Genomic DNA, 21,066 nt, shown 5'->3' on the forward strand with positions numbered 1-21,066 from the left:
TATAAAAACGCGACAATGATTGTCGCGTTTTCAATTACATGCTTTGTGCGTAATTGTACAAGGCTTTTAAAATATGCAGATTTTTCTCGTTATCATCATTTTCATGAGCTAGATTCTCAAGTGTGATCATGAAATCTTGCCCACTAATTGATGGATTATCTTCGCCATGCATTAGTTTGTTTTGACAATATTGGCGCCACTTTGCCAGTTCATCTTGGCTGAGTGTTTGAGGCCAGTTTCGAGCTCGGTATCTAAATAACAAGGTGGCAAACTTTTTATCATCGAAATCAAGCTGCATTGAGGCTAATTGCTCAGGGCTTGCATCACGTATCATAGCAAATTTTGCTTTATCAGCATGGCTGGTAAAACCATCATAAAGTTGATAGTCAGGGTTAGTGGTTTCGCCATAATCACGTTGTTCGTTAAACACTTCGGTTACTTTGTCGCGAAGCTCAGTGTTGGCTTTTAAAACAGCGAGATTTTGTAAGCATTTTTCGCGGTCAATACCTAATCGAGCTGCGTTCTCTGGTAACAAGGTTTTTGCTGGTGCAAGAATAGGGCATTTATTCAAATGCACGAGCTTTAAGCCAACAGGTGCTTCACCTTCACCAAGGTCACTGTGTTTTGTGTAAAGACGCGTGCGCAGCTCTTCAACAGATAAATCTAATAAGACTTGCGGATCTTCAGTCAAATTAAAGCAAATAATGGCGTTTTTATTGACAGGGTGAAAGCTCATTGGGGCAATCCAGCTTGTGCAGCCCTGACTGGCCGGAATTCGCGATGAGGTGTGCACTAGTGGTGTCATGTTAAACACATCGACTAAATCAGCCAGCGCTTTTTTAGAGCGTAAGCTAAAGAAAAACTGATATAGCTTAGGCTGCTTTTCTTTAATTAATTTAGCCAAGGCTATAGTTGCTGTTACATCGCTTAATGCATCGTGAGCCGCAGCGTGTTCAATACCATTGGCAACAGTAAGGTGTTCAAGTTTAAAGCTAGGTGATCCATCTTCTTTAAGCGGCCATTCAATGCCTTCTGGGCGTAACGCGTAACATGCTCGTACCAGATCAATGATATCCCAGCGGCTATTATTGTTTTTGTATTCGCGCTCGTAAGGGTCATAAAAGTTACGGTATAAGCTGTAACGCGTGACTTCATCATCAAAGCGAATGCTGTTATAACCCGCTACACAGGTGTTCGGTTGACTAAACTCAGCATGGATCTTTGCCATAAACTCAGCTTCAATCAAGCCTTTTTGCATCGCAACTTGCGGTGTGATGCCCGTTATTAAACACGCTTCAGGATGGGGCAAGTAATCAGCCGCTGGCTTACAATACTCAATTAACGGCTCACCAATAATATTTAAATCGAGATCGGTACGAATACCTGCAAATTGACTCGGGCGGTCTTTTTGCGGGCTTGCGCCAAATGTTTCGTAGTCGTGCCAGTAAATTGTTGGTTGCTGTTGTTCTGGATATGCCATGCATTAAACCTTGCTAAGCGTCGGGCCGCTTTGACTTATTTTTTGAATTAACAGAATTATGGCATAGAGGCTTGTTAGATTATAGGGCTAAAGGTGTCGAGGCTGTTCAGTGTATGTTTTAAATACATGGTTAGTATAAAAAATGGCCTAAAAGCCTAATTTTATGCTTATATAGAGCCTAGTCGTTAGTTTTTACCTTATTTGTATTTTAGTGGCTCGGTATTTGCTAACGAAAACTATCTTTAACAATGAAGGAACAAAAAAATGACTTTATCAGCTTTATTACTATCTACTTTAGCATTCGACGCTGTGCCAGCTTCAAGTTTTGATACAACAAAACTTCAAGGTTCAGGTGGAATCGTAATTATTAAAGAAAAGAAAAAGGAAGAACTACAAGGTTCTGGTGGAATAGTTATCATTAAAGAAAAAAAACCTAACTAAACAATAGACTATTCAAAAATAACCAGCTCAAACAGCTGGTTTTTTTTGCTTCATAGTAATATCCTAATGTTTGGTACAAAGGGTAAACTATGTTTGAATACTTCGCAGAATTATACAATAAGGCATTACTAGTCAGTGAAAACAGAGAAGTGTTTTCATATCAAGTACTCATATCATTGTCTTACCTTTTAGCTCTCATACTATCAATGGTAAGAGCGGTTAAAGATAAAGAATTATTCAGTGACTTTTTAACAATAGCAGTTGTCGTCACGAAATATATGCTTACAACATTATTGATGGAGTATGCATTAACATATATTCAGGAAAATCATGCTGTTGATAATGTTCAAAATGTTTACCTTGCTTTGAGCGCTACTTCTTTGTTTAGCATGTATGTGCTTGCAAAACTTCATAAAAAGTTTAGCTATAAATTTGGCTTACTCTTCTTTTGTGTATTCAAACTCACCATAGTTATTGCTATAGCTCACTTTGTACTTTGGTTTAAATTTGTAGTCTTAGATATTCAAGCTGAGCACGCTTACATACACTACATGTATAGCTTTATTGTGCTTTACATAAGTATTGCGCTTGCAGTGGTAATGTTGTTTCCTGGTCTTCTAAAAACTAGGTTAAAACTTTTGCTTAGTCCAAGTTGGCCGCTTTGAACAAAAAGTTAACATGAATTAATTGATGGTTTTCAGTCCCATACTAAAATTTATAATGCTTTTTCCTGATGTATTACGGACCAAGTTTGGGTGTATAGTAACATTTAGTTTACCGAGGGATCGTAATGCTTGAACTAATTTATATAGCCATTGCTGTTTTAGCCATCTTGCTGATTGCAAGTACATGGTTGATTGCGCGCAAGAATATCTTTGAAGATCAAATCAGGTCAAAGTCTGTTGAGGTGGTTTGGTGCACGTTGCAAGCCGAGCACGAAACAGATATTAGCAAAGCAATTAAACTATTTAATAAAGCTGAAGAATTAAAAAATGAGGTTGCGGCTTTAATTGAAAATTCACCAACAGCAGCTCATTTTAAATTGGTAGAGCCAATGGGTTTTGATAGTGAAAGCCTAAAGGAGTTATCGCTTGGAGAGTTACAGCGATACTATGATGAGAAAAACAACATTTCCGACATTTACGACAAAATGTACAAAGGTAAGAATTAATTAAAAAGCCAGGTTATTTAACCTGGCTTTGTATTTTTAGCTCTTTTTCTATTTGTTCAAGCTGAATTTCTGCAAGTTGACTAAGTGCTTCTTGAGTTTGATTATCACCCTTAATTAACCCCGCTATAGATAGCTTTTTTATGCTCTTGATAATACCACTACTAACTGCTTCTAATAGTGGTCCATCGAGCGCGAGCGTTTTATGTTCGTAACCATTAAGTAATGAATCAAAGCTAACTTGCGTAGCTTTAGCCACTTTATCAATCAATTGATAAGGCACTGAAGCAAGTTTGATACTTTGCACACAAAAACCAGGCGTTAACGATAAATGTTGCTCTAACTCAGCATTGTTTTGCACCTCACAAAGCTTACATAAGCGCATAAAAATATCACTTACATGCTGTTGCTCGGCGCTGAGCGTTTGATTGAACATAGCATGTCCTTGCACTGCTTTTTTATTTATATTAAACGACTTTTAAAAAAATCTCATGCATAAAGTGATTGTGAGTTAAATTTTTAACTCATGAATAATGCTATTTGATGATACATACCAATTCCAAGTAATACATTGAAAGGAAAGGTGATCCCTAAGGAACATAACATGGCTAAACCTATGTCTGCATCTGGAATAGCTGCTTTAATAGCCGCAGGAGCTGCAATATAAGAAGCGCTTGCAACAAGGCTTGCCAATATCACTACAGAGCCTAATTCCAGTTGTAGAGCTGTACCAACACCGACGCCAATGGCTCCTAATAGGTTAGGTGTTATAAGTGCGAATAATGCTAAACGCCAGTGATGCCATGGAATAGGGCGCAGTGTTTGCGCAGCCATTAAACCCATTTCCAGTAGGAATAATGCCAGAACAACTTTAAAACTATTTGTTAAAAGGCTTGTTACTTGGCTACCTTGCTGTGTACCGTACATCATGCCGATAATTACACCACCAACAAGGAGTATCACGCTTTTGTTCGTCAGTGTTTCATGCCAAAGCGCTTTGAGCGAGAGGTTTTGCCCAGAGCCATTCCCAAGGCGACGGTATAGTAATAAGCCAACGATGATCGCTGGTAATTCAAGCATTACTAAATAAAGAGTGACTTCCGCACCAACATTTAACGAGTTAGATTCGGCATAAGCTAAAGCGACCGCAAATGTACCTGCACTTACTGAACCATAATGTGCTGCGATACTTGCACTATTAGCAACAGATAAATTAAGCAGTTTGTTTAAAACAGGGTAAAGCATTAGTGGGATCAAACCGCCAAGTAGTAAAACGGCACCCATTTCAGGTAAAAGTTGCCAATGCAAATTGCCATGCAGCACCATACCACCTTTTAAACCAATGGTGAGCATTAACAATAGGCTAAGGGTTTCATAGGTCGCTTGCGGAATCTTTAGGTCAGAGCGAAGTAATCCAGCTGTGAGTCCTAAAACAAAAAACATTACAACAATATCAGGCACTTTGTTCTCCTCTTGGTTAAAAGCGACGCTATTCTAATTAAAAATTCACATAGTAAATAATTAAATAAATGATAATATTCTATAGATAATTATCTATAGGTGTTTGTTAATGGACTTGAGACATATTTCTTTTCGTTTACTTGAAGTGTTTATGTGCGTAGTAAAAACACGCTCAATTAGTGAGACAGCAAGGCAATTACATTTAACTCAACCGACTGTATCGCAACAAATTAAACGCCTACAAGAAACCGTTAATGAACCTTTAGTGATGGTTAACCAGCAGCGTCTTCATGTTACTGAAGCTGGCTTCGCGTTATTTCAAACTTGTCAGCAGGTGTTTGGTCATTTTGATGATTATCAAGATTACTTAGCTGAGCTCAGAGGTGGTGAGCGCGGTCGCTGTAAAATTGCAATTGTGAATACTGCACAATATATTTTGCCGAAATTATTAGGTCCTTATAGTAACTTACACCCTCATGTTGAGCTGCCGCTTGAAATTGGTAATCGTGCAGAGGTGCTTGCTAGATTCGAAAGAGGCGAAGATGATATCTATGTATTTAGTCATCCCCCCTCATTAGAGCACGCCAAGGCTGGCCGGTTTTTACAAAATCCATTGGTATTTATTGCGCCAACTAATCACCCGCTTGTAAGTAAAAACAACGTTACATTGCATGATTTAATCTCAGAACGATTTTTACTTCGAGAGCAGGGCTCTGCCACGCGAATGTTGTTTGAAAGCGAGCTACAAAGTCGGGGGGTTGTATTAAGTAATACAGTGCAAATGGCAAGTAATGAAGCTATTCGTGTTGCTGTCGGCTCTGGCATGGGTCTGGGAGTCGTGTCTCGTCATGTCTTACCACCACACGATAGCAGCTTTTGTATGCTAAATGTGCAAGATGTGAACTTAGCGAGTCATTGGTATTTTGTGGTGCGAACCGATCGCCATTTGTCGCATGCTGCGCGAAATTTTTTAAAATTTGCCGAGTTAAATTTAGAGCAATGCTTAGACAAAGAGTGGGTAAATAATGAGCTGAGTCAGCTAAATGCGAGCATTAATGTTCAGCTAGAAAAAAGGCACCATTAAAATGCCATTGTCACAACTTGGTTTCGGCCATTTAATTTAGCTTTGTATAAACCTTTATCGGCCTTTGCAAGTAGTTCATTTACATTATTAGTACCCGACTTGTGGGTGATTATACCAATGCTAATAGACAGATTAATTTCTTGGTTGTTATGGTGAAAGCTATCGTTGTGGATGGCTAAGCGAATTCTTTCAGATAGAATTTCACCCTTAACTTGACTGGTATTGGGTAGTATTACTGCAAACTCTTCACCACCTATTCTAGCAACTAAGTCGTGTTCACGAAGCTGGCTTTTAATCTTGTTCGCAACCCATTTGAGTGCTTCATCACCTGTTTCGTGACCATGTAGGTCATTTACTCTTTTAAAGAAGTCGATATCAATCATCAAAGCACAGAGTTCTGTAAGGCTGCTATTTGCTTTTTCTAAATAATTGTTACTAATAGTTATAAATGACCGGCGGTTTAATAAATCAGTTAATGGATCGCGATTAGCAAGGTCACTCAATGTTTGCTCAGATTCTAGAAACATTATTAGTGGCCAAATCATGGCTGTTAGGGTAGTGATAATGATATGACTTATCAGAATAACAGCTATTATTTGGTTTAAGTCTATGTTTAACAAACCTAGATAATCAGAAAGTAGCAGCAAAAACTGTATAGCCATGATTAAAGAATGAATTACAAAGCATACCTTGAGTAATGCTAAATGCATAATGCGCTTCACATGTAGCCCTTTAAGCGCGAAAGCAGCATAACCAAAGCATACGGCAATGATGGCCGTTGTGAGCAACTGACTTATTGGCAGATTATAAAGAGGAAGTAATATGGCAGAAGATGAAACTAGCACGAATGCACATGCACTTTGGTATTTTTTGTCAGACTGGCAATAAGCATGAATTCCTAATATTGCTGATAATGGTGCTGCAATAATTAGTAAATTGGCCAGATAGTGCGTAATTAAAGGAAAGTCAATAATAGCTCGTAGAGAGGCTGTAATTTGTGCGCATACAAAAATTAGACACGAGCTTCCCCAGTATAAATAGCTTGATTGTTGCCTTAGAAAGTATAAAGACAGTAAGAAAGCCCCAATAATCACATTCAATAAAATTGAAATGCTGATTATGGTGGGTAATTGCATCATGATTTTCCCTGAATAATCACTCGACTAATATCAGGTTAATTATTATGTATTAGTTACCTCTAATCAACCTAGACATAGTAATTATATTTTTAGACTTTCTAATGCTGGTTTTAATGTCGGGTAGTGGAATCGATAATTATGGCTTAGTAGCTTATTAGGGAGCACAAATTGACCGTAAAGCAGTAGATCAGACATTTCACCCATCATCATTTTTAACACCCAACTAGGCATACGCAACATAGCCGGACGCGAAATGACATTAGCTAATGTCTGGCTAAATTCATTATTATCAACAGGGTTAGGTGCAGTCGCGTTTATTGGCCCATGGATATTTTGATGTGAGAGAACAAAAAGGATTAGTTGGATCATGTCATCAATATGAATCCATGACATTCCTTGCTTTCCATGGCCTAATGGCCCACCTAAGCCAAACTTAAAGGCAGGAAGCATTTTACCAAGTGCACCACCTTGCTTAGCTAACACGATACCAGTACGAAGTAAGCACACCCGGGTTTTATCAGAATGTGCTTTCGTAGCTGCATGCTCCCAGTCTCGACAAAGAACGTGACTAAATTCAGGGTAAATATCATTGAAGCTCTCATCAATCGGCTGATTATCTTGTCGTCCATAAAAACCAATAGCACTGCCTGAAATAAATGTATGGGGTGGAGATTCACATCGGCTAATTGCTTTAGAGATCTGTAAAGTAAGATTAATTCGACTATTAAGTAAAGTTTGCTTTTGAGACTCGCTCCAACGTTTATTAACGATAGGTTCACCAGCTAAGTTGATGATGGCATCAATTTCTTCAAAATTAACTTCATCTAGTGACTTCACAGTATGCACTTGATGAGTCAGGATTACGGCTGCTTGAATTGGGTTGCGAGTAAGTACAGTGACTTTATGATGGTTTAATAAGAAAGGGCACAAATGTCTACCAATAAGGCCTGTTCCACCGGTTAAAAAAATATGCATAGTGCTACCTTAATGAAAGTGCTGTGTATTTTTTATACATTCTGATGAGTGTTTTTGCAAATTTATACGGATAAAGCAGTAATTTAGATTACTCTTTTTTTTCACCTTCTTGATAAATGTGATAACTCTTTTTAGGGTGTCTTTTAGATTTGTACATCGCCAGGTCAGCGAGTTCGAGTAGTTGCTTATACTCTGTACTATGATCTGGGGCTAAGGCTACTCCAATACTAATTGAAATATTTATTGTGTGTTGTTCCAGCATAAAAGGATGATTGAAGCACTCCAATAGATGATCAATCATTGCATCAATAAATCTGCTTTTGGCTATATTATGCGTAACAATAACAAATTCATCTCCTCCATAGCGATATACATCATCATCGGCTCTAACAGATGAAGTAATGCGTTTTGCGGTTTCTATTAGTATTTGATCACCGATTAGATGACCATATTCATCATTAAGTTGTTTAAACTTATTTATATCAATGAATATAACCGCAAGCTTATTTTTTTCGGAGCAAAGATGGATAGCATGCTTTAATGCTGGTTTTAATTCTGTACGGTTTAAAACTCCTGTTAGGTGATCGTGACTTGCCTGAAAGTTTAATTTTCTCGTTCGTTCATAAACAATGTCACTCATGCGTACAAAGCGTTTTATCAAGTAGCCTATATCATCGTGGATATCAATTGTTAAAGCTTTCGGCTTTTCGCCTTTTTCAACCTGTTTGGTAATGTGTATTAATAGTTTGAGGGGTTTTAAAAGCTTAGAATTTATATAAAAGGCGCAAAACAATAATAAGATAATGGCTAGTGGAATTTGCATAGTGACGAAACGCGTAATAAAAATTTTGGATTCTTGGTATTCAGCATCTTGTTGTTCTAGTTTTGCTCGTGCCGTATCTTGAAATAGTTCAATCTGCGTGCGGATTTGATCCATAAACTGCTTACCTTTATTAGTTAACACAACGACTTTTGCTCTCTCAAGCGCAGAGGGTGTGCCCTGCAAAACAAGTTCAACGGTTAATGCCAACTCAGCTAGCTTTTTACTTATTAGTTCATCAATTAATGCAAGTGTATTCTTTTGCTCTGGGTTGTTTATGGTTAGCTTATTGATGTTTAGAAAATGTTCTTTTACTTGATCAAGAGCAGAGTAATAGGGCGTTAAATAACTGATGTCTTGTGTTAATAAATAGCCTCGTTGACCTGTTTCAGCGTTTATGAGTTGCTTGTAAAGCTTTTCTGACTCATCAAGTACATCATGAGTGCGGATCACTGTTTCAAGCTTAGCCTGACCCTCTTTATCTAATAAATAGATGATAAAGGTATTAGCTACTATCACTAATAAAACAGTGGACAGTAAAAGGGTGAATTTGGCTCTAAGTGACATTGAAATGGTAAGTGCCTACAATTACTAACTTTAATAATAAAGTATTGACTAAGCATAGAGTTTTACCAGTTTATCAATAAAAAAAGTCATTTTAATGATATTTTATAACGTATTTGGCAAGTTTAGGCTGTTTACCTCTTTTTAAGTGAACACTCAATAAATTATTGATATGCTGTTTTGACAATATGTAGTTTTAAGTAACAAGGAGTGACTGTGAACTTTCTGCGCCAATTTCACGATATAGTATCCAACCAAGAAATTGATTTTTCAAACAAAGTAACCAAGCTGTTAAAGTTTGGTTTAGACGTTTTTAATCTTGAGTTTGCTATTGTGAGTCGGGTAGATGGTCAGGTTTATACGGTCATTCATGCTGTTACTCCTGATAATGCGATTGCTGTTGGTACGCAATTTGATGTCTCGGGAACTTATTGTGCTCATACCCTTGAAGCCAATAAGGCGCTCTCATTTCATCACGCTTCAAAAAGCCCTATTGCAGAGCACCCTTGTTATGTCAATTTTCAACTCGAATCATACATTGGCGCCCCTATTTTTGTTGGCAAAAAAGTATTTGGTACCGTTAATTTCTCAGCACCTAATGTATCAAAACCGTTCAATGAAGAATCACATGATTATGTTGAGCTATTTGCTCAGTGGCTAGGCAATGAACTGGCACGTAATGCATCGTCTGAACGGTTATTAAAAAAGAACTATATGTTAGCGCAAGTTGAAGAAGTTGCTCGTATTGGTTCTTGGGAGTTCGACCTGCTAGAAAATAAGCTGTACTGGAGTAAACAAACTAAAGCCATCCATGAGGTTCCTGCTGATTATGCACCTAACCTCGAAACTGCTATTAAGTTTTATAAAGAAGGCGAAAGTCGTAATGCAATACAACAAGTTGTTAAAGAAGCGGTTGAGCTAGGAAAGGATTGGAATCTTGAAATTGAATTGGTTACGGCTAAAGGTAATATTGTTTGGGTGTCAACCTATGGTGAAGCAGAATTTGAGAACAACCAGTGCGTTCGATTAATCGGGACGTTTCAGGATATTACTAAAGAAGTATTGCTGCGAGAAGAGCTCAAAAAGCAAAAAGCTGATGCACTGCGAACACTTGAAGAGCGCAGCATCTTGCTGGCCAAAATTAGTCATGAATTGCGCACGCCGCTCAATGGTATTGTAGGCATGATTACGACACTTCTATATGAAAAGTCAGAGCAAAAACGTGAAGAAAAACTCAAAGTTGCACTGCGAAGTGCTGATATTTTGTTAAACATCATTAACGAAGTACTCGACTTTTCTAAGATAAATCATGGTGAACTCAAATTAGAGCCTAGTCACTTTTTATTAAAAACAATTTTTGTTGATTTAGCGTCGTTATATTTACCTTTATATCAAGAAAAGAATCTTAATTTTGAGGTCGATATTGATATTAGTGATGAATGTTGGACTTATTGCGATAATACTCGTATCACTCAAATTTTGTCTAACTTACTTAGCAATGCATTAAAGTTTACTGAGCAAGGTACTATTAAACTAAACGTATCGGCTAAACCGCAAAATGGCGATGTGATCTTAAATATGCGAGTCAGCGATACAGGCATTGGTATGACTGAAACCTTTATGAAATCACTGTTTTCGCCTTTTACCCAAGAGCAAGATAAAGATCGTAATAAAGGCGGAACAGGCCTAGGTCTTGCTATTGTAAAAGAGCTCATTGACTACATGGGTGGCACGATAAAGGTCAGTAGTGAATACCAAAAAGGCAGTTGCTTTGATATTCAATTACCTCTAAAGCTTGGGCAGCCACAATCACATGATACGCTACATGCCAGTGATATCGACTTTTCAACCTTGCCTTTATCGATATTAGTTGTTGATGACAACCAAATTAATCGCTTCGTGTTGAAAGCTCATTTAGAGAAGTTGGGCTTGACTGCTGATTATGCTTGCGATGGAATTGATGCGGTAAATAAGTGCAAACAAAATAACTACAACTTGATTTTTATGGATTGTGTTATGCCTGAAATGGACGGTATTGAAGCAACACGGGTTTTGAGAAATGAAAAAATATGCCCGACAGATAAAACTTTTATCATTGCTTTGACTGCAAATACCTCTGCGGATGATAAAGCTGCCTGTAAAGAAGCAGGAATGGATTTATTTGTTTCTAAGCCAGTTAAAAATACGGCCATTGAACAAGCAATTGCGAGTGCAAAAGAACATTTTTTAATCTAGCTAACTGTGGTTGGCTTATGATTCAACTGCATTGGGTATTTTCTATATTGTAAATTTATACTTACTTTAGGTAATTTCCAAATTTAACCTATACTTTTAACGGGCTTAACATATTGGGAATGCTAAATGGACCACTTTGATAACCGCCGAGATTTTCTTAAAACGTTAGGGGCTGGTGCTGTTGCATCAACACTTGCTTTCAAAGTCCCCTATGTATTCGCTAAAAGCACTCCTACTATTAGAGTGATGGGCACCCATGTTACGTTACAAGAAGAACTTAGGCAAAAAGCCATGCTTGAGTTGGGTATTAATATTGAGTTTACGCCAATGGGCAGTGCAGCTGTGTTGCAAAAAGCGGCTGCAGATCCAAGTAGCTTTGATTTATACGAGCAATGGTCAGATTCAATTAACATTTTATGGCAAGCTGGCGCTATTCAACCTATAGAAACTGAGCGGTTAAGGTATTGGCATGAAATTAACCCTCTTTCTAAAACAGGAAAAATTGCTCCTGACGCTAAATTAGGTGCTGGTGATTCACCTAATAAACTGCTTTATGTACAAGCAGATGGCACGCTTTCAACTACACCAACTAATGCAATTAGTTTCATGCCTTATGTGCATAACGTTGATTCCTTTGGTTACAACACACAGTTCATAGAAAAGGGTACCCCATACGAAACAGAGTCATGGTCTTGGTTACTCGACGAAAAGAATAAAGGCAAAGTAGCGCTAGTAAATGCACCAACTATCGGTATTTTTGATGCGGCATTGGCTGCCCAAGCGCAAGGCCTGATGACGTTTAAAGATATGGGAAATATGAGCATTAGTGAGATTGATCAGTTGTTCGCAATCTTGCAACATAAGAAACGAGAAGGTCACTTTGCTGGATTTTGGACTTCGGTGCCGCAATCTGTCGACTTCATGAAAATGAAACGAGTCACTATTCAAAGCATGTTTTCGCCAGGTGTTAGTGCATGTAAAGGCCAAGGTATTCCAGTTGTTTATGCTTCCCCCAAAGAAGGCTATCGTGCATGGCATGGGGTAATGTGTTTATCTGCAAATACCCAAGGGTATGTTAAAGATGCTGCCTATGAGTACATGAATTGGTGGCTGTCGGGCTATCCGGGAGCGTTTATCGCAAGGCAAGGGTATTACATTTCTAACCCAGAGCGCAGCAAGCCACTGATGTCAAAGCCTGAATGGCAATATTGGTACGAAGGGCAAGAAGCATCCATTGATTTACGAGGAACAGACGGAAAAATTTCGGTTCAAGCTGGTCAGGTACGTGATGGAGGTAGCTACATTAAGCGCTTTTCGAACATAGCAGTATGGAATACGGTTATGCCTAATTATGATTACAGTTTAGATAAATGGTATGAATTACTAAATTCATAAGGAAGTACTTTGCTGACATTTATTTCTCGGTCATTAGCGGCCAAAGTGTTATTAGCGTTGACGCTAGTTTTACTTGCAATGGGAGCGAGTTACATTGTTCTGAGTAAACGGCTACAAAGCATTGAAGCTTCTATTAACGATATAAGCCGTATTAGTAACTATGCAGTTGGGATTTTGCGCATCAACAAGGATATTGTTGAAATGCAGCGAGATATCTCGGTTTATGGGGTTTCAGGAAGCAAAACAGTATTCAGTAAAATAATAGAAAACTTTAAAAGTATAAAAGTACGCTTAGAGAGTGTCGATTTAAAAAGTGACGAACTTGAAAACCAAGTTTACCTAGACTCGATGACACAGCTTATAACCAGGTATGGCGATAATTTGAGTGTGCTTGCTAAACGTTATGAGATAAAAAAAGAGCTTACCGACGACAAACTTCCTAATATTTATTTCCAAGCCATTAATTATCTAAACACCCTTAAATTAAACACTGCTTCAAGCGAAGAAAAGTTAGCTATCTCAGAGCAGCTGAACGTTTGGCATGAGTTACATCGAGATGCCTCATTGTTTCTAGCGAAAAAAGATTACTTTAAAAGAGCAGCGGTTAATAAAGCGATTACTGTCTTATCAAATAACAGACTATCAAACACTAAATATATTAAAAGTAGTGAACTGGCTACAGCGTATCAAGAAGTATTTTCCAAGGGAGTACAAGCTAATAGAAATTACTTGAGTTTAGTAAATGTTGTTATGGCTGGAGATGCAATTGAATTCAGTACACTCGCAGATAAGCTGCGCGAGCAATCCTTGACTCGATTACAAAAAATTAAAAGAGAAGCGCAAGATATAGTAATAAAGGCAGATCAAACACTTCGTTTTCTTTCTATAGGTATACTGATTTATATCATCGGGCTAGCTGCATTTTTCCACCTACAAATAACTCACTCAATAAAGCGTTTAACGATTAGCTTTCAACACTTTTTAGGAGGTGACTTATCTGCTCCTATTTATGATTTAAATCGTAAAGACGAAATTGGTGTGCTTGCAACTGCCGCTGATAGATTCCGTATATTGAGCCAAGACCTTACAGAGGCAAAAACAACAGCAGAGCATACAACAAAAGTAAAATCAGAATTCCTTGCGAACATGAGTCATGAAATTCGCACTCCTATGAATGGTATTCTCGGGATGGCACGTCAATTGAGGCGCACCACGTTAACACCAGAGCAAGTGAAGATGCTAAATATCATTCAATCCTCAGGGTCTGGTTTATTAGTGATCATCAATGATATTTTAGATATTAGTAAGATTGAAGCTTCTAAGATTGAGCTAGAATCGATACCAGTGCATTTAAACTCTATGCTAGATGAGCTTATGCACTTATTTAAAGAGCAAGCTCAAAATAAACATATCAACTTCAATATCTCTATTGCCGAAGCACAGCAAGATTGTATTTTCTTTGCCGATGAAACCCGTTTAAAACAAGTGTTAATAAACCTATTAGGGAATGCGATTAAATTTACCGAAAAAGGAAGTGTTTCGCTTGATATAAGAATTAATCGAGGTCAGAGCGACAATCTAAAGATCAAATTCTCTGTGGTTGATACGGGGATTGGCATCGCGAAAGAAAATCTCAGCAAGCTTTTTGAAGCGTTTTCGCAAGCTGATACGTCAATTACACGGCGTTTCGGTGGCACAGGGCTTGGATTGGCTATATCAAGTAAATTACTAAATTTGATGGATGCTCCTTTGCATGTAGAAAGTGATTTAGGGCAGGGCTCTCACTTTTATTTTGAGTTAAAAACAACACAGGTTTTTGAGCAGTCTGAGTTTGAAGCCGCAAATATACAAGAAACCGAAGAGGAACAGGCAGACTTTTCATCACTTAATGTACTTGTAGTCGAAGACAATGATATTAACCAGGTCGTTATCGAAGCCATGTTGAATGAGTTCGGGATAAGAACTATAAAAATAGCAGGGGATGGTGAGCAGGCCGTAGCGCTATGTAAGGAAAATAGTCAGCAAAACAACTTTGATATTATTTTTATGGATATGCAGATGCCTGTACTTGATGGCCCTCAAGCTACCGTATTGATTAGAAAAATCCCCGCTTATGAAGATACGCCCATTATTGCATTAACAGCCAATGTGCTTGAGGCGGATAAGCAGCGATGTTTTGCAGCGGGAATGAGTGATTTTATTGCTAAACCAATAGACTACCAATGTGTGAAAACAGTTTTATTCAAGTGGTGTTTTAATGAGAATGACCGCTCTGAAAAGCAATCAAATTAGTGAAAACCTAACAGGTTCGTTAGTCACGAGAGCAAAAAAAGAGTTATCTCTTTCGCGAATAAGCGCTTTGAGATAACTCTCTTGTAGCTAGTTAACTAGATAAATAAGATTTAAATAATTAAACAAGCTTAGCTAGAATGTCATTGAATGTTGAACTTGGACGCATTGCTTTAAATGCTAGCTCATCATTAGGTTGGTAATAACCACCTACACTCATAGCTGGACCTTGTGCATCGTTTAATTCATTAACGATTTGGTCTTTTTGAGACTCAAGATCAGCAGCAATTTGTGTGAACTGTGCTTTTAATTCCGCATCATCATTTTGTGCAGCAAGTTCTTGTGCCCAGAATAATGAAAGGAAGAAGTGCGAACCACGGTTATCAATCTCTTTCACTTTACGTGAAGGTGATTTGTTTTCAGCTAAGAATGTGCCTGTTGCTTTATCAAGTGTGTCAGCAAGCACTTGTGCTTTCTTGTTATCTGTATTAACCGCTAAATGCTCTAAAGAAGCAGCAAGGGCTAAGAACTCACCTAAAGAATCCCAACGTAAGTGATTTTCTTTTTCGAATTGTTGAACGTGCTTAGGCGCTGAACCACCTGCACCAGTTTCGAATAAACCGCCACCATTCATAAGTGGTACGATTGAAAGCATTTTAGCACTTGTACCAAGTTCAAGAATTGGGAATAAGTCAGTTAGGTAGTCTCGTAAAACGTTACCAGTTACTGAAATAGTGTCTTTACCTTCTTTGATACGCTCTAAAGAGAATTTAGTCGCTTCAACCGGCGCTAAGATATGGATTTCAAGACCATCAGTATCATGTTGTGGTAGATACGTGTTTACTTTTTTGATTAACTCAGCATCGTGTGCACGATTTTCGTCTAACCAGAAAACTGCCGGTGTGCTAGTTGCGCGAGCGCGGTTAACAGCAAGCTTAACCCAATCTTGGATTGGTGCGTCTTTTACCTGACACATACGCCAGATATCGCCTTGCTCAACAGCATGCTCTAGTAACGTTGTTCCAGCAGTATCAACAACACGGATAGTACCTGCAGCAGCTACTTCAAACGTTTTGTCATGTGAACCGTATTCTTCAGCTTTTTGTGCCATAAGACCAACGTTAGGTACGCTACCCATTGTTGTTGGATCGAATGCACCGTTTTCCTTACAGAAATCGATAGTTGCTTGGTAAACACCAGCGTAACAACGATCTGGAATTACAAAGCTTGTGTCTTGTAATTTACCTTCGCTATTCCACATTTGACCGCTAGAACGAATTGCAGCAGGCATTGATGCATCGATGATCACATCACTTGGCACGTGAAGGTTAGTAATACCACGATCAGAATCAACCATAGCGATAGCAGGGTTGTTTTCATAAACCGCTTGGATATCTGCTTCAATTTCAGCTTTTTTAGCTGCATCTAGGCTTTCGATTTTTGAGAATACATCGCCGAAGCCGTTGTTTACGTCAACATCTAGCTCTTTGAAAAGATTAGCGTGTTTTGTGAATACGTCTTTGAAGAAAACTTTTACAGCGTGACCGAAGATGATTGGGTCAGACACTTTCATCATAGTTGCTTTCATGTGTAATGAGAACAACACGCCTTTGTCTTTTGCTGTTTGAATTTCTTTAGCAAGGAAAGCTTGAAGCTTAGCTGCGCTCATGCATGAAGCGTCAATTACTTCACCAGCCAGTAATGGTGTGCTTGCTTTAAGCACTGTGATGTCACCATTTTGTGCAACATGCTCGATACGTACGTCAGTAGCTTCTGCAACAGTGACTGATTTCTCAGAACCGAAGAAGTCACCTTCTTCCATACTTGCAACGTAAGATTGAGAATCTTTGCTCCATGCACCCATTGAATGTGGGTTGTTACGAGCATACTCTTTAACTGAACTAGGTGCACGACGGTCAGAGTTACCTTCACGAAGTACAGGGTTTACAGCAGAGCCTTTGATTTTGTCGTAAGTTGCTTTAACATTCTTTTCTTCATCAGTTTTTGGCTCAGAAGGGTAGTCTGGTAACGCGTAACCTTTTTCTTGTAACTCTTTGATTACTGCACGTAGCTGAGGGATAGAAGCACTGATATTAGGTAGTTTGATAATGTTAGCTTCAGGTGTTTTTGCCATTTCACCTAATTCAGCAAGTGCATCATCAATACGTTGATCTTCAGTTAAGTACTCAGGGAAGTTTGCAATTACACGACCCGCTAATGAAATATCGCGAGTTTCAACTTCAACACCAGCAGCGTTAGTGTACGCTTGGATGATTGGTAACAATGAATACGTCGCAAGAGCTGGCGCTTCATCTGTTTTAGTATAGATAATTTTTGATGTCATCATCATTCCTAGATAGTTGGCGTAATGTTTGGTAATGACTGCTAACAGTAACCCTTAATTAGCCATATTCAACAATGCAATAGATAGCTTTGAAATACCAAGCTTAAAATTAAGTGCCTTGATAAAACAACAGCAAGCAGTCTGTTAGCTGTTGCAACTCAATACAAAGTATTAAAATAACCACAGCTGACAGACTGTAAAATTCTTATAGCTTAAATAAGCAAATTATGAAATTAGCCAAAAGCCTTACGTCAAAATGACGAAAAAGCTAAATTTAAGCAACAAGAGTGTAACAAGCTTGGCTCTAAAGGGCTAATAACAATTAAACAATTGGGGTTAAGAAATGTAATTTCAAGAGAAGTGTAAGGATATATTTAGAGCAGAAGAGTAAGCGAGGAACTTAACAAGGTCTCTCGCTTGATACTCGAATAGGTTTTACCTAGGAGATTTCATCGTTAGGCGCAATATTCGTTGCGTGTAACCCTTTTGGACCTTGTTGCAATTCGAATGTTACATCTTGACCAGCTTTAAGTGTTTTATAACCGTCCATTACAATCGTTGAGTAATGAGCGAATATATCAGTCTCGCTGCCGTCTTCTACGATGAAGCCAAAACCTTTGGCATTATTGAACCATTTGACTTTTCCACAAGCCATACTTCTACATCCTTCTATAAGTTGACTAATTTAGTTATTCTAAACCGTGTAATTTGCTAGACTGACTAATGATTAATCAATCTATATTTGACTGTAGTTTATTTAGCCAGTCAGTCAAGTGTTTTAGACTATTTTTTAACAATTTATTTATTTTTTTATTCAAGTTTGCTTGAGTTCTAAAGACAAGACTATATTTAATTATGAGTGGCATGAAAGATTCTGGTGTTATTGAAACAGTTCGCGATAGTGAAAAGCAAAAATTGCAACCACCGCGAAAATATAAAGTCATTTTAAATAATGACGATTACACGCCTATGGACTTTGTGATAGAAGTACTAATGACGTTTTTTAATATGGATAGCGATAGAGCAACAGATGTGATGCTTCAAGTTCATCATAATGGTAAAGCGATATGCGGTGTGTACAGCGCTGATGTAGCTCATACCAAAGTTGAACAAGTCAATCGTTACGCACGAGACAACGAGCATCCACTGCTTTGTAGTTGTGAGCAGGAATAAATACCAAGGTGGGTGATCAATTAGCCCGTCACAACGGTATATAAATATTATCTCAGTAAGGGGTTGCCAATGCTAAACAAAGACTTAGAACTAACCTTGAATGCGGCGTTTCGCGAAGCGAGAACACGTCGTCATGAATTTATGACCGTCGAGCATCTTTTACTTGCACTGCTCGATAACCCTTCTGCTGGAGAAGCGTTAAACGCCTGTGGCGTTGATATGAGCGCATTAAAAGTTGAGTTATCAGATTTTATTGATGAAACAACACCGGTGATTCCTGATCTTGAAGAAGACAGAGAAACACAACCGACGCTAGGTTTTCAGCGTGTATTACAACGCGCTGTATTTCACGTGCAATCATCAGGGAAAAACGAAGTAACTGGTGTTAACGTGCTGGTTGCAATTTTTTCCGAGCAGGAAAGCCAAGCAGTTTATTTACTCAAAAAATCAGACATTAATCGTTTAGATATTGTTAACTTTATTTCACATGGTATTTCTAAAGCAGATGATGATATCGGTGGTGAAGACCATGATGATATTCATGATGAAGTACAAGAAGTACAAGGTGAAGAACCGACTAAGCTTGAAAACTTTACCACTAACCTGAATCAGCAAGCTATTGATGGCAATATTGATCCTTTAGTGGGTCGTGACAACGAAGTTGAACGTACGGTGCAAGTTTTATGTCGCCGTAAGAAAAATAATCCACTATTGGTTGGTGAAGCTGGGGTGGGTAAAACAGCGATTGCTGAAGGCCTTGCTTATCGTATTGTGAACAAGGAAGTACCTGAAGTGATTGCTGATGCAGTAGTTTACTCACTGGACATGGGTGCATTATTAGCGGGGACCAAATATCGTGGTGATTTTGAAAAACGCTTTAAATCACTATTAAAAGAGTTACAAGCTAAACCAGGTTCAATTTTATTCATTGATGAAATTCATACCATTATTGGTGCCGGTGCGGCATCGGGTGGCGTAATGGATGCATCAAACTTAATCAAGCCACTACTTTCAAGTGGTAAGCTACGCTGCATGGGTTCGACAACTTACAACGAGTTTAAGAACATCTTTGAAAAAGACCGTGCTTTAGTTCGTCGATTCCAAAAAATTGATGTGCTTGAACCAAGTGTTGCTGATACCACTAAAATTCTTAACGGCTTAAAAGAGCGTTATGAAGAACATCACGGTATTCGTTATACACAAAAAGCTTTAAAAGCCGCAGCAGAACTGAGTGCTAAATACATTAATGAACGTCACCTACCTGATAAGGCAATTGATGTCATCGATGAAGCAGGAGCTAATCAGCGTCTACAGCCTGTATCGAAGCGTAAGAAAACCATTGGTGTGGCTGATATTGAACTAATTGTGTCAAAAATGGCTCGTATTCCACAACAAAGCGTTTCTTCAAGTGATAAAGAAACACTGAAAAATCTTGACCGCAACCTGAAGATGCTGGTGTTTGGTCAAGATCAGTCAATCGATGCGCTCACTTCGGCAATACGTTTATCGCGTTCTGGTCTTGCAAACGAAGATAAACCGGTTGGTTCATTCTTGTTCGCTGGCCCAACAGGGGTTGGTAAAACAGAAGTTACTAAACAGCTTGCTAAGTGTATGGGTGTTGAGTTTATTCGCTTTGATATGTCTGAATATGTTGAAAGGCATGCGGTAAGTCGACTAATCGGCGCACCTCCAGGTTATGTTGGTTTTGAACAAGGTGGTTTACTTACTGAAGCTGTGATCAAAAACCCACATGCAGTTGTACTATTGGATGAGATAGAAAAAGCGCACTCAGATATTTATAATATTCTGTTGCAAGTAATGGATCATGGAACACTGACAGACAATAATGGCCGTAAAGCCGATTTCAGAAATGTGGTTGTAGTGATGACAACCAATGCAGGTGTTCAGGAAACAGTTCGTAAGTCGATTGGTTTCACTGAGCAAGATCACTCTCACGATGCAATGACTGAAATCAATAAAGTGTTTTCACCTGAATTTAGAAACCGTTTAGATAACATTATTTGGTTTAATCACCTTGAAAAAGAAGTTATTTTGCAAGTGGTTGATAAGTTTATTGTCGAATTGCAAGCACAACTTGATAAGAAATCAGTTAATCTTGAGCTAACTTCAAAAGCAAGAGAGTGGTTGGCTGACAAAGGCTATGATAAAGCTATGGGCGCGCGTCCAATGGCTCGTGTTATTCAAGATGAGCTTAAAAAGCCTCTAGCAAATGCAATTTTGTTTGGTGAGTTAGCTGATGGTGGTTCGGTTAAAGTATCGGTCAAAGATAAAAAAATTCATTTTGATTTTGAGACCAACCTAGAAACTGCTTAGCCTAATAAGTTAAGTACAAACAAAAAGCCCAGCTAATGCTGGGCTTTTTGTTTATTAAATGGAATTAAAACTAAGTTAGTTTTAACACCATTTAACAAACGCTTTTAGCTCTTTGTAATAAACACACCTGCTCATTCAAAGCAGCAAAAAGCTAAATCTCTCGT

At 38.3% G+C, this 21,066-nt stretch carries 17 protein-coding genes; 9 read left to right on the forward strand and 8 right to left on the reverse strand.

Going from position 1 to position 21,066, the window contains the following annotated elements; all coding sequences use genetic code 11:
* Nucleotides 1–34: 34 nt before the first annotated feature.
* On the reverse strand, nucleotides 35–1,480 hold the full coding sequence (gene sbcB / locus EVU92_RS11345; protein ID WP_130051311.1) for an exodeoxyribonuclease I: 1,446 nt from the start codon (nucleotides 1,478–1,480) through the stop codon (nucleotides 35–37).
* Nucleotides 1,481–1,744: 264 nt separating this feature from the next.
* Between sbcB and EVU92_RS21605 the strand changes: the two genes are divergently transcribed.
* The 3 genes from EVU92_RS21605 to EVU92_RS11355 all read left to right on the forward strand — a co-directional run bounded on the left by EVU92_RS21605 (nucleotide 1,745) and on the right by EVU92_RS11355 (nucleotide 3,092).
* Nucleotides 1,745–1,921 (forward strand): hypothetical protein, encoded by a 177-nt coding sequence (locus EVU92_RS21605; protein WP_168990013.1) that lies wholly within the window; start codon nucleotides 1,745–1,747, stop codon nucleotides 1,919–1,921.
* An 89-nt stretch (nucleotides 1,922–2,010) separates the two neighbouring features.
* Nucleotides 2,011–2,586, forward strand: coding sequence for a hypothetical protein (locus EVU92_RS11350; protein ID WP_130051312.1), 576 nt, complete (start codon nucleotides 2,011–2,013; stop codon nucleotides 2,584–2,586).
* A gap of 125 nt (nucleotides 2,587–2,711) precedes the next feature.
* Nucleotides 2,712–3,092 carry a hypothetical protein gene (locus EVU92_RS11355; RefSeq protein ID WP_130051313.1) on the forward strand — a complete coding sequence of 127 codons (381 nt, stop codon included), beginning with the start codon at nucleotides 2,712–2,714 and terminating at the stop codon, nucleotides 3,090–3,092.
* Between the two features lie 13 nt (nucleotides 3,093–3,105).
* Here EVU92_RS11355 and EVU92_RS11360 read toward each other — a convergent pair whose 3' ends face one another.
* Entirely contained in the window at nucleotides 3,106–3,525 is a 420-nt protein-coding gene (locus EVU92_RS11360) for a hypothetical protein (protein ID WP_130051314.1), read from the reverse strand.
* Nucleotides 3,526–3,608: 83 nt separating this feature from the next.
* Nucleotides 3,609–4,550 carry a sodium-dependent bicarbonate transport family permease gene (locus EVU92_RS11365; RefSeq protein ID WP_130051315.1) on the reverse strand — a complete coding sequence of 314 codons (942 nt, stop codon included), beginning with the start codon at nucleotides 4,548–4,550 and terminating at the stop codon, nucleotides 3,609–3,611.
* 109 nt (nucleotides 4,551–4,659) lie between these two features.
* Here EVU92_RS11365 and EVU92_RS11370 point away from each other — a divergent pair, with 109 nt between their 5' ends.
* Complete coding sequence (locus EVU92_RS11370; RefSeq protein ID WP_130051316.1) at nucleotides 4,660–5,634, forward strand: LysR family transcriptional regulator; 975 nt, start codon at nucleotides 4,660–4,662, stop codon at nucleotides 5,632–5,634.
* Here EVU92_RS11370 and EVU92_RS11375 read toward each other — a convergent pair.
* The 3 genes from EVU92_RS11375 to EVU92_RS11385 form a co-directional block, all read right to left on the reverse strand.
* Entirely contained in the window at nucleotides 5,631–6,773 is a 1,143-nt protein-coding gene (locus EVU92_RS11375) for a GGDEF domain-containing protein (protein WP_130051317.1), read from the reverse strand. The two genes, EVU92_RS11370 and EVU92_RS11375, sit on opposite strands and share 4 nt — an antisense overlap.
* A gap of 81 nt (nucleotides 6,774–6,854) precedes the next feature.
* Complete coding sequence (locus tag EVU92_RS11380) at nucleotides 6,855–7,748, reverse strand: TIGR01777 family oxidoreductase (protein ID WP_130051318.1); 894 nt, start codon at nucleotides 7,746–7,748, stop codon at nucleotides 6,855–6,857.
* 88 nt (nucleotides 7,749–7,836) lie between these two features.
* Nucleotides 7,837–9,135, reverse strand: a complete 1,299-nt coding sequence (locus EVU92_RS11385) for a diguanylate cyclase (RefSeq protein WP_130051319.1) — start codon at nucleotides 9,133–9,135, stop codon at nucleotides 7,837–7,839.
* 213 nt (nucleotides 9,136–9,348) lie between these two features.
* On the opposite strand from EVU92_RS11385, the gene EVU92_RS11390 reads away from it, so the two are divergent.
* The 3 genes from EVU92_RS11390 (at nucleotide 9,349) to EVU92_RS11400 (ending at nucleotide 15,054) form a co-directional block, all read left to right on the forward strand.
* Complete coding sequence (locus tag EVU92_RS11390) at nucleotides 9,349–11,367, forward strand: ATP-binding protein (RefSeq protein ID WP_130051320.1); 2,019 nt, start codon at nucleotides 9,349–9,351, stop codon at nucleotides 11,365–11,367.
* 126 nt (nucleotides 11,368–11,493) lie between these two features.
* On the forward strand, nucleotides 11,494–12,762 hold the full coding sequence (locus EVU92_RS11395) for a substrate-binding domain-containing protein (protein WP_130051321.1): 1,269 nt from the start codon (nucleotides 11,494–11,496) through the stop codon (nucleotides 12,760–12,762).
* A 9-nt stretch (nucleotides 12,763–12,771) separates the two neighbouring features.
* Complete coding sequence (locus tag EVU92_RS11400; protein ID WP_130051322.1) at nucleotides 12,772–15,054, forward strand: ATP-binding protein; 2,283 nt, start codon at nucleotides 12,772–12,774, stop codon at nucleotides 15,052–15,054.
* 118 nt (nucleotides 15,055–15,172) lie between these two features.
* Here the strand turns inward: EVU92_RS11400 and EVU92_RS11405 are convergent, their stop codons facing one another.
* A complete protein-coding gene (locus tag EVU92_RS11405) occupies nucleotides 15,173–17,395 on the reverse strand; it encodes an NADP-dependent isocitrate dehydrogenase (RefSeq protein ID WP_130051323.1) in 2,223 nt (740 codons plus the stop codon).
* A gap of 439 nt (nucleotides 17,396–17,834) precedes the next feature.
* A complete protein-coding gene (cspD, locus tag EVU92_RS11410) occupies nucleotides 17,835–18,050 on the reverse strand; it encodes a cold shock domain-containing protein CspD (protein ID WP_036968098.1) in 216 nt (71 codons plus the stop codon).
* Nucleotides 18,051–18,259: 209 nt separating this feature from the next.
* Here cspD and clpS point away from each other — a divergent pair, with 209 nt between their 5' ends.
* A complete protein-coding gene (gene clpS / locus EVU92_RS11415) occupies nucleotides 18,260–18,568 on the forward strand; it encodes an ATP-dependent Clp protease adapter ClpS (RefSeq protein ID WP_175580379.1) in 309 nt (102 codons plus the stop codon).
* A 69-nt stretch (nucleotides 18,569–18,637) separates the two neighbouring features.
* Entirely contained in the window at nucleotides 18,638–20,902 is a 2,265-nt protein-coding gene (gene clpA, locus EVU92_RS11420) for an ATP-dependent Clp protease ATP-binding subunit ClpA (RefSeq protein WP_130051325.1), read from the forward strand.
* Nucleotides 20,903–21,066 lie beyond the last annotated feature (164 nt).

Origin of the sequence: Pseudoalteromonas sp. MEBiC 03485 (assembly GCF_004195145.1) — a bacterium.
Classification (GTDB): Bacteria; Pseudomonadota; Gammaproteobacteria; order Enterobacterales; family Alteromonadaceae; genus Pseudoalteromonas; species Pseudoalteromonas apostichopi.